Source organism: Hydrogenophaga electricum, assembly GCF_030160815.1.
GTDB classification, from domain to species: Bacteria; Pseudomonadota; Gammaproteobacteria; order Burkholderiales; family Burkholderiaceae_C; genus Hydrogenophaga; species Hydrogenophaga electricum.
Map to the genome: position 1 here is coordinate 34,642 of NZ_BSPB01000031.1, position 9,250 is coordinate 43,891.

Consider the following 9,250-nt stretch of genomic DNA (forward strand, 5'->3'; position numbering starts at 1 on the left):
CGGGGATCCAGTGCCTGGACGGCCTGCTCTTGTGCCAACGCCTGGATGCCCGCCTGCGCGGGCATGACGGGAACAAGCGTGCACCCGCGTCGGGAACAAGCACGCGTACGGGGTGGATGCTCGCGTTCGCCGCGTTCGCCGCGTTCGCTTCGTTCGCTTCGTTCGCTTCGTTCGCTTCGTTCGCTTCGTTCGCTTCGTTCGCTTCGTTCGTTGCGCGTACGCGTAGGGCGTTGTGTTTGCGCGTTGGCAACAGCCCACCCGCGTCCCGCTCCGCAACGGGGAGGCTCCGGGGCCTAGATCGCCAGCGGGTCCACGTCCACCGCGAAGCGGACCAGCCCGCGTGCCTCGGGCAGGGTGCGGCAGGCCAGCAGCACCGGCTGCCACGCGCTCAGAAAACGTTGCAAGGCCGCGCGCGACGCGGCTTCCACCAGCAACTGGGCACGCTCCACATTGGCCACGCGCTGGATGGTCAGGGGCACGGCGGGGTAGAGCGTCACGTCGTCGCGGTGCGGCAGGCCGGCGGCCTGCTGGGCGGCGCCGTTCAGGAAAGCCTGCGCCGCGGCCTGGGTGCGTGCGTCGGCGCGCAGCAGCGCCTGGTAGCCGTGCGGGGGCATGCCGGCCATTTCGCGTTCGGCCAGTTGCTCGGCCGCGAAGGCCGGGTAGTCGTGGGTCTTGAGCGCCGCGAACAGCGGGTGTTCGGGGTGCCAGGTCTGCACCCACATTTCGCTCACGCCGCTGTGCCGCGCGTCGCGCCCGGCGCGCCCGCCCGCCTGCATGAGCAGCGCAAACAGGCGCTCGGGCGCGCGGTAGTCGCTGGCGAAGAGCGCGGCGTCGGCGTTCAGGCTGGCCACCAGGGTGATGCGCCGGAAGTCGTGCCCCTTGGCGATCATCTGCGTGCCCACCAGCACGTCCACCTCGCCGCTGTGCAGCGCGGCCAGTTGCGCTTCCAGGCTGCCTTTGAGGCGCGTGGTGTCGGCGTCCATGCGCGCCACGCGGGCCGGGCCGCCGTCGGGGCGGCGCGCGTCGACCAGCAGGCCCGCAAGCTGTTCTTCGATCTGCTCGGTGCCGCGCCCGATGGGCGCGATGTCGAGGTTGCCGCAATCGGGGCAGGCGCGGGGCACGCGGCTGGTGAAGCCGCAGTGGTGGCAGCGCAGCGTGCGGTCGAGCTTGTGGAACACCCGGAAAGCGCTGCAGTGCGGGCACTGGCTTTTCCAGGCGCAGGCGTCGCAGGCCAGCACGGGCGCGTAGCCGCGGCGGTTGAGCAGCACCAGGCACTGCTCGCCGCGTGCGATGCGCTCCTGCATGGCGGCCAGCAGTGGCGGCGCCAGCGTGGCGCCCTTGGGCTGGTGGTTCATGTCGACCAGGCGCAGGCGCGGCAGCGCGCCGCCGCCGATGCGCGCGGGCATGGCCAGCCGCAGGTAGCGGCCCTGTTCGGCGGCGTGCCAGCTCTCCAGCGACGGCGTGGCCGAACCCAGAACCACCTGGCAGCCCGCCGCGCCGGCGGGGGCAGAAGCCGGGCTCGTTTCCGCATCCGGGCCCGCAGCGGCCAGGGCTTCGCTTTCGAGCTTGGCGCGGTAGACGGCCAGATCGCGCGCCGAATAGCGGGCGCCATCCTGGCTTTTGTAGCTGGGGTCGTGTTCTTCGTCGACCACGATCAGCCGCAGCCCCGGCAGGCTGGCGAACACGGCCAGCCGGGTGCCGAGCACGATGCGCGCGCTGCCGCTGTGCGCGGCCAGCCAGGCCGCCAGACGCTGCGGCGGTGTCATGCCACTGTGCATGGCCACCACCACGCCTTCGCCGTGGCGCGGCTCGAAGCGGGCGCGAAAACGCGCCTCCAACTGGGGCGTGAGGTTGATTTCGGGCACCATCACCAGCACCTGGGCCGCCGGGTCGGCGGCCAGGGCGCGTTCGGTGGCGCGCAGGTAGACCTCGGTCTTGCCGCTGCCGGTGGCGCCGAACAGCAGCGCCGGGCGGTCGGCGCCGGCCAGCGCCGCGAGCGCGGCCGCCTGCTCGTCGCTGGGCGGCGGGGCGGTGTCGGCGGCGGATGCGGGGGCTGCACCGATCGCAGCGGCCTTGGCCTGGCGCTTGAGCCGCCGCGCCAGCTGGGTGTTGTCCAGATCACGCAGGGTGGGCGGCAAGGCGGCCAGCGCCACCTCACCCAGGCTGCGCTGGTAGTAGCGCGCCGCAAACTGCACCAGCTGGCGCCAGCGCCCATTCAGGGGCGCCAGCCCATCGAGCACCGCAGCAACGTCGCGCGCCTGTTCTGGCGCCAGCCCTTCGGGCGGCGCTGTTTCGTCGGCCCAGACGATGCCCAGCACCTCGCGCGCGCCCAGCGGCACACGCACCAAGGTGCCCGGCGCGAGCGCAGACTCACTTCGGTAACTCAGCAGCGCACCCACCCCGCTGTGCGCGGGGGTGGCAACGACGATGCTGGGCCAGTGGGTCATGAGTTAGTCGGTCTTTTTCAGGCAATCTGGCGAAACACGGCGCAAGTCATTGATTTGACACATCTTCCACAACTGTCCAGAACTTCTGTGGATAACTTTGTTGATAGATCCTGAAAGTGCGCTCCGAGGCCTTGAAAATCAAGGGCTTTCTTAAATTGCCCAGAAAAAAAGCAGCGGATGTTGTCTATATGAATCAAGGACTTACGGATATTGTGTCGGCGCGGTGCAGAAACTTTTCCGCATGAAGACCATGGCGCGCCGCAACAAAAATTTTGTGCATAAGTAAAGCTTGTCAAGCCCGTTTTTGCGCCATTTTTGTGCTATTGGCGGCATCGCCCGGGCACCCAAACCGGTGCGGCCAGCACCGTTGTGGTAGGTCTGCCGCCCCCTTTCCGGGGTGGCAGGCACCCGTTTCAGGCAGCGCGCAAGCGGCGCGAATGCGCATGCACCGCGTCCACCAGCACCTTCACGTGGTCGGGCGGCGTGAACTGGCTGATGCCGTGCCCCAGGTTGAAAATGTGTGTCGGCCCGGTGCCCGCGCCCTGGTGCGGCGCACCAAAGCTTTTCAGCACGGCGGCCACTTCGCGGTCGATGGCTTCGGGCGGCGCAAACAGCACGTTCGGGTCGATGTTGCCCTGCAGGGCTTTGCTGTCGCCCACCAGCGCGCGCGCCTGGGCCAGGTTCACCGTCCAGTCCAGGCCCAGAGCCTCGCAGTCCAGCCCCTTCATGTCGGCCAGCCACAGGCCGCCGCCCTTGGTGAAGACGATGCGCGGAATGGTGGCGCCTGCGGCGTCGGTGCGCTTCAGTTGCGCCAGTACCCGCTTGGTGTAGGCCAGGCTGAATTCCTGGAGCTTGCCGTCGGCCAGCACGCCGCCCCAGCTGTCGAACACCATCACCGCCTGCGCGCCGGCGTCGATCTGCGCGTTCAGGTAGGCGGCCACCGCGTCGGCGTTGATCGCCAGGATGCGGTGCATCAGGTCCGGGCGGCTGTACATCAGGCTCTTGACCGCGCGGTAGTCGTCCGAGCCGCCGCCCTCGACCATGTAGCAGGCCAGCGTCCAGGGGCTGCCCGAAAAGCCGATCAGCGGCACCCGGCCGTTGAGCGCCTTGCGGATGCTGGTCACCGCGTCGAACACGTAGCGCAGCTTCTCCAGGTCCGGCACGGCCAGCGTGGCCACGTCGGCTTCGGTGCGCACATTGCGCGCGAACTTCGGCCCCTCGCCCTGCTGGAACGACAGGCCCAGGCCCATCGCGTCGGGCACGGTCAGGATGTCGCTGAACAGAATGGCCGCGTCCAGCGCGTAGCGCTCCAGCGGCTGCAGTGTCACCTCGGTCGCGTAATCCACGTTCGTCGCCAAGCCCATGAACGACCCCGCCTTGGCGCGCGTGGCGCAGTACTCGGGCAGGTAGCGCCCGGCCTGGCGCATCAGCCACACCGGCGTGTGCTCGGTGGCCTGGCGCAGGCAGGCGCGCAAAAAGGTGTCGTTCTGCAGGGGGGCAAAGCTCATGAGGGTGTCCGGGTCGGGGCTTCAAAAGGAAGCGACGATTATCCCGCGTGGGGCTGGCGGCTCAGAGCGCGTCCAGTGGGCTGAGAACCCCCCGCCCGCCCTTGTTGAGCACGTGGGTGTAAATCATGGTGGTGTTCACATCGGCATGGCCCAGCAGTTCCTGCACGGTGCGAATGTCGTAGCCCGCCTGCAGCAGGTGCGTGGCGAATGAGTGGCGCAGCACGTGCGGCGTCACTGGCTTGGCAATGCCCGCCACGCGGGCCGCCTCGCGCACGGCACGCTGCACCGATTCAGGGTACACATGGTGCCGGCGTTCCATGGGCTGGCCCGTGCGGGCGTCCGGGCGCGGATCGACCGAGCGCACCGGCGAAGGAAACACCCACTGCCATGCCCAGGTGCGGTCTGCCTCGGGGTACTTCACGGCCAAGGCATTGGGCAGATACACCCGGCCCAGGCCGGCCTGCACATCTTTTTCGTGCAGCGCACGGGCTTTTGCCAATTGGTCTTGCAGGCCGGCAATGAGGTTTTCGGGCAGCACCGTCACGCGGTCCTTATTGCCCTTGCCCTCGCGCACCACGATTTCGCGGCGGGCAAATTCCACATCCTTCACGCGAAGGCGCAACGCTTCCATCAGCCGCATGCCCGTGCCGTAAAGCAACTGCGCAATCAAACCCGTGGTGCCCTGGGTGTGCAGCAACAGGGAACGAACTTCCGTTGGTGTGAGCACCACTGGCAAACGGCGCGGCGCCTTGGCCTGGACCACTTCGTCCAGCCAGGGCAATTCCACCTGCAACACCGATTTGTACAAATACAGAAGGGCCGATTTCGCCTGATTCTGCGTGGAGGCCGAAACCTGCCGATCCACCGCCAGATGGGTCAGAAACGCGCTGACTTCCAGCGCACCCATATCGGCCGGGTGGCGTTTGTGGTGAAACAGAATGAACCGGCGCACCCAGTCCACATAAGCTTCTTCGGTGCGAATGCTGTAATGCCGCGTGCGCAAATCGGCGCGCAGCCGCTCCAGCAGCCGGGGAGGCTGCGCCTGAGGTTGAGCGACCGGCAGGAGGGGTGCCTTGGCAGCAGTGTTCATCCGGAAAATTTTAGGTTTGCCTAAAAATGATGTCCAGTCATTTTTCCTTGGTGACAAATGAGGAGGCAGGGAGGAAGCTTGCTTTGGTTGACTGGTTGGCGTAGGATGACTATCGTCTAAATCTAGTTAGGCATGTTGCATCATGGCGTTTCCTCAACCGGATTACTTGACTGAAGAACAAATTCACACGTTGCTTTCCCGGTACGACGCCGCCTTTGAACTGACCATGACGCGTATTCGCTACAAAAACAAGCAGGAGATCAGGCGCCCTGAAACCATCACTGCTCGGGCGCTCTTGGAATTGATTGTCGAAAGCATTGACAGTGGGTGGGGCTTCGATATGGACGTCGACCTCCCTCAAACGGGACAAACCTTAATGGGGCATCATGATGGTATCTATTGGCTTAAATAGCATGCCTAACCCAACGCTCAAGTTTGCTCCCTTTGGTCACTGGGACGCGCCTTCGGCGCGCCCCTTAGCTATACGTTAGGCCTCAAGAATGCCAATCGCGCGCAACTCGTCGGATGATGAACTGCTGTCTGAGGTTCGAGCCTGGATTGAGCTACTTGCGAAAGAAGACTTCACGCTTGCGCTTCAGCGAATCCCGGGCGAACAACCCGACGCGTGGTCGCCCCAGCTTCTGCAGAAGGTCATCGCCGGATATGGCCTTCCAGACCCACACCCAAGTGGCACGCGATTCCAAGTCACTTCGGTAGCTCAGGTGGCAGGTAGTCCACCAATCGCTAGAGTCGAACGCCAGATAGTCCCGCCCGGGGCCGTCGCGTACATCGAGCACAGCTTGCCGCTCGATGGCAAATGGTCCGATCTAACGGCAACGTTCGCGCTCTCTGCGCAGGGCAGCCAAACAGCGTTGCGTCTTCTGGAAGTTCATGTCTTGTAGTAGCGCATTGACGCCTAACCCTTCGCTGGAGCCGACTCGCACCGGCATGGCACTTGGCCCGCTTCCCGATGTGGTCCATCATCCGTCCAGCGGGCCAAGCGCCACACCGGCGCTCGCGCCTCAGCTCAAACGTTAGGCCTCTCGCGCAGCGTCCAAGGAGCCAGAAGATGCAAATCACCCTCGCAAGCATCCCAGTGGAAGATCAAGATCGCGCTCTTGCCTTCTACACGTCTGTTCTCGGCTTCGAGAAAAAGCATGACATTCCGATGGGTCAGTTCCGCTGGCTCACAGTCACATCTCCAGAAGGAGCGGCCGGAGTCGAATTGGTGCTAGAGCCTATGGCGTTCCCGCCTGCTCGCACCTATCAAAAGTCTCTCTTTGAAGCAGGCATCCCGGCAACTGCCTTCATGACGAAAGACATCTCCGAAGAATTTCAGAAGCTCAAGTCTCTAGGCGTCAAGTTCCGCGGAGAGCCTACCGCCATGGGCCCCGTAACCGTCGTTCTCTTTGAAGACACTTGCGGAAACCTAATAAACCTTGTTCAACCGGCGGCCTAACCACTCCGTCAAGGGGACTGGCCTGCGGCCAGCCCCTTACGTCAAACGTTGGGCGCCTTAGTCATGCCTTCGATCCGAGACAACTTTCCTAAAGCAGTCGTCGATGCGCTTGGAAAGCGCGCCGCTTTCATTTGTTCTAATCCAGATTGTCGGGCGCAAACCCTGGCGCCATCCGATAGTGAGCCGGAGAAATATCTGTACATTGGAAAAGCCGCCCATATCTGCGCCGCAGCTGGAGGTGGGCCTCGATATAAGACGGAAATGGCAGCATCGGAGCGCGCCGGGATTGGGAATGCAATATTCCTCTGCAGCGGGTGCGCAGACATGATCGACAAGAACAACGGGGCCGACTTCCCGGAAGCGATGCTCCGACAGTGGAAGACAGAGCACGAAAACTGGGTTGCACAGAACCTAAACAAGCGAGGAACTGGTGTCGGGGGCGACGGAGGTGGAGGAACAATCATAGGTAACCGTGGGACGGTCATCGGTGGTCGGGGTGGCGACGGAGGTGTGAGCGGTATTGGTGGCAAAGGTGGTAGCGGCTTCATCCACGGCGATGACGGGCTAATCATCGGCGGCGATGGCGGTAGCGCAGCTACAGCTGATGGGCGCGGCGGTCGTGGAGCACGCGGACCTACCGAGCGCGTCGGCTTTTCGACAGAAATGTGGGGCTTTGGTCGTGGTGGATCGGCACCCAATCACCCGGAGTACGACCGCCGGATCAACTTACTGATCCACATCCGAAACGAATACTTGTCACGGTTCCCTAGCGATGCACCATTCATACAGGCCGGGATCGATCCCGTTCCTATCGACTGGATTAATCAGCGGCTTGCTGAGATGTCTGAACCGTGGACTGTGAAACATGGCGACCGGGGTTACGTATTGCCGGCCCTCGAAGCGCCATGAGCTACAAGTCGCCCAACCCGGCAGTCGAGCGGACCTGCGCGAAAAGCCGCGCAGGCCGCTCACTTCCACGTTAGGTTGCTTATGATCCGCGCACAGTTGCTCACTACTCAAGGCCCATATTTGGAGGCCATCGTTCGCATCAATGGACATGATCTTTGCCTCATGGATGAGTTCACTGTTTCAGCTGCAAGCGCTCCGGACATTGGCAGTGAGTTCGACCTTGAGCTAACTACGCTTCTGGATGATGACGAGACTTGGGAGGAGATGTTCTCCGGCAACTCTGAGCAAAGAATAGACTTGGTGCCTCTTGGCGGTTGGCGCTATCGGGCCTTCGGCCAAATCACCCAAATCAACCCGGTCATGGTCGATTGCGGTCTGGTGCAAGTAGAGGGTCCAGTACAATCCAATGATTCCGGGCTGACTGGTGAGTACATCGCGTTCACGATTACGCGTCTTGGTGGCTATGGATACGCAACCTAACAATTCATTCAAGCCGAACCCGCTTCGCGGGTCGGCTTAATTCAGGTGTTGGGCGTCTTAGAACTCAGTCACGCTATGGCAGGCATATACATCACTCGTGGCATGACCGTCGGAATTCCTGCAGGTGGTTTCTCGCTGTCTATTGGCGACGATGGAAAAATCAACAGCAGCCTTACGCTTCACGTTCGGTTTGATGTTTGCCCGACTTGGATTGAGCTTTCGCTGCAACATCTCGCTACTGCAACCGAAGCTGGTGCCAGGAGGCAAGCTGCGTGGGCAGGAACTGACGAGGAGGCAAAGTCCGCAGCACTTGAGCGCGAGTTTGAGTCTTCTATGCAAGCAGTCATGGCCGCTGCCATTGCGCTCGATGCGTTCTACGCAATGATTCAACCGCACGTAGTGCTTCCGCCAACGCTCGTCGAGCGCTGGCGCACTGGGCGCACTGCACGCTTCTCTCAAGTTACCGAAATTGTTCGCCGAGCATTTCGGCTCAAGCCAAAAGGTACTGCGGCTCTTCGTGCAAACCTAAAGGAAATCTATCGGGTTCGCGATCTTGCGGTCCATCCATCCGGCAAGATCGAGGCGCCGATCTATCACCCTGAACTGGATGTAGGGGTTGAATGGCGGTTCGCATACTTCTGTGCGTCAAATGCTGAACTAATCGTGAACGGTGCCACATGGATACTTTGGGATCTCTGTCACGGTGGGAAACCTGCAGATGCAAAGGTGTTGGAGTACATCGGCAATCTCAAGCAGAGACTCATTGCACTGTTTCCGAATGGTCATCCATCAGCGGCAACTGCCGTTTCACCGCCATGACGCCCAACCCATCATTCCACCGGACTGGCCGAAAAGCGCGGCCAGCCGGTGAATTCAAGCGTTATGCAGCAGGGCTTTCGGTCAGCTGAGGTCATGAGCAGGTGCCCTCGTCATCCAAGTGCCGCCGCGCGCCGATGCTTGGGCGCAACTGGCACCGTTGGTGGCTCGCGCGCCGGCTCGGGCTTTCCATCTCGGCGCGAGGCTTGGCAGGACACAACGGACTAGATGGTTGTTCACGCGTGGCTGCGAGCAGCATTGCAACCGTTGGCTGCCACCACATCCCGCCCTGCCGCAGTCGTTGGTTCGCCACGGCATGTCCAGTCAAACGGTGGGTGCCTGGCAACCCGCTGCGGCTTCGTCGTTCATGCTCCGCATAACCGGTCGCTCCAGCGGACCTGCCGCCCGGGGCGTCAGTCCGCTGAGCTCCAACTACAAGGGCTCCCCCCCGAAAGTCAAACACCGATCCAGCCGTGATGCATCGCCAAGCGATGGATCACGGAATGTGTTCTGACAGTGTTCGATTTCCAACTTCAGCGCC

At 62.8% G+C, this 9,250-nt stretch carries 8 protein-coding genes; 5 read left to right on the plus strand and 3 right to left on the minus strand.

All coding sequences use genetic code 11. The features are described 5' to 3' along the window. Positions 1 to 293: 293 nt before the first annotated feature. The 3 genes from priA to QQK43_RS16035 form a co-directional block, all read right to left on the minus strand. Positions 294 to 2,447, minus strand: coding sequence for a replication restart helicase PriA (gene priA / locus QQK43_RS16025; RefSeq protein WP_284308536.1), 2,154 nt, complete (start codon positions 2,445 to 2,447; stop codon positions 294 to 296). 413 nt (positions 2,448 to 2,860) lie between these two features. Beyond that, on the minus strand, positions 2,861 to 3,955 hold the full coding sequence (hemE, locus tag QQK43_RS16030; protein WP_284308538.1) for a uroporphyrinogen decarboxylase: 1,095 nt from the start codon (positions 3,953 to 3,955) through the stop codon (positions 2,861 to 2,863). 61 nt (positions 3,956 to 4,016) lie between these two features. Then, entirely contained in the window at positions 4,017 to 5,045 is a 1,029-nt protein-coding gene (locus QQK43_RS16035) for an integron integrase (RefSeq protein WP_284308540.1), read from the minus strand. Between the two features lie 142 nt (positions 5,046 to 5,187). Here QQK43_RS16035 and QQK43_RS16040 point away from each other — a divergent pair, with 142 nt between their 5' ends. From QQK43_RS16040 to QQK43_RS16060, 5 genes are all read left to right on the plus strand, one after another. Then, positions 5,188 to 5,457 (plus strand): hypothetical protein, encoded by a 270-nt coding sequence (locus QQK43_RS16040; RefSeq protein WP_284308541.1) that lies wholly within the window; start codon positions 5,188 to 5,190, stop codon positions 5,455 to 5,457. Between the two features lie 657 nt (positions 5,458 to 6,114). After that, the gene (locus QQK43_RS16045) at positions 6,115 to 6,504 is read left to right on the plus strand and encodes a VOC family protein (protein WP_284308542.1); all 390 of its coding nucleotides are present in this window, start codon (positions 6,115 to 6,117) and stop codon (positions 6,502 to 6,504) included. Between the two features lie 324 nt (positions 6,505 to 6,828). Continuing rightward, entirely contained in the window at positions 6,829 to 7,413 is a 585-nt protein-coding gene (locus tag QQK43_RS16050; RefSeq protein ID WP_284308544.1) for a hypothetical protein, read from the plus strand. 162 nt (positions 7,414 to 7,575) lie between these two features. After that, positions 7,576 to 7,893, plus strand: a complete 318-nt coding sequence (locus QQK43_RS16055; protein WP_284308545.1) for a hypothetical protein — start codon at positions 7,576 to 7,578, stop codon at positions 7,891 to 7,893. Positions 7,894 to 7,995: 102 nt separating this feature from the next. Further along, entirely contained in the window at positions 7,996 to 8,712 is a 717-nt protein-coding gene (locus QQK43_RS16060; RefSeq protein ID WP_284308546.1) for a hypothetical protein, read from the plus strand. The last annotated feature ends 538 nt before the right edge of the window (positions 8,713 to 9,250 follow it).

Excerpts from the sequence above, each read along its gene's own strand:
- QQK43_RS16035 (WP_284308540.1), bottom strand. The coding sequence starts at position 5,045 with ATGAACACTGCTGCCAAGGCACCCCTCCTGCCGGTCGCTCAACCTCAG.
- QQK43_RS16055 (WP_284308545.1), top strand. The coding sequence starts at position 7,576 with ATGGATGAGTTCACTGTTTCAGCTGCAAGCGCTCCGGACATTGGCAGT.
- priA (WP_284308536.1), bottom strand. The coding sequence starts at position 2,447 with ATGACCCACTGGCCCAGCATCGTCGTTGCCACCCCCGCGCACAGCGGG.
- QQK43_RS16060 (WP_284308546.1), top strand. The coding sequence starts at position 7,996 with ATGACCGTCGGAATTCCTGCAGGTGGTTTCTCGCTGTCTATTGGCGAC.
- hemE (WP_284308538.1), bottom strand. The coding sequence starts at position 3,955 with ATGAGCTTTGCCCCCCTGCAGAACGACACCTTTTTGCGCGCCTGCCTG.
- QQK43_RS16045 (WP_284308542.1), top strand. The coding sequence starts at position 6,115 with ATGCAAATCACCCTCGCAAGCATCCCAGTGGAAGATCAAGATCGCGCT.
- QQK43_RS16050 (WP_284308544.1), top strand. The coding sequence starts at position 6,829 with ATGATCGACAAGAACAACGGGGCCGACTTCCCGGAAGCGATGCTCCGA.
- QQK43_RS16040 (WP_284308541.1), top strand. The coding sequence starts at position 5,188 with ATGGCGTTTCCTCAACCGGATTACTTGACTGAAGAACAAATTCACACG.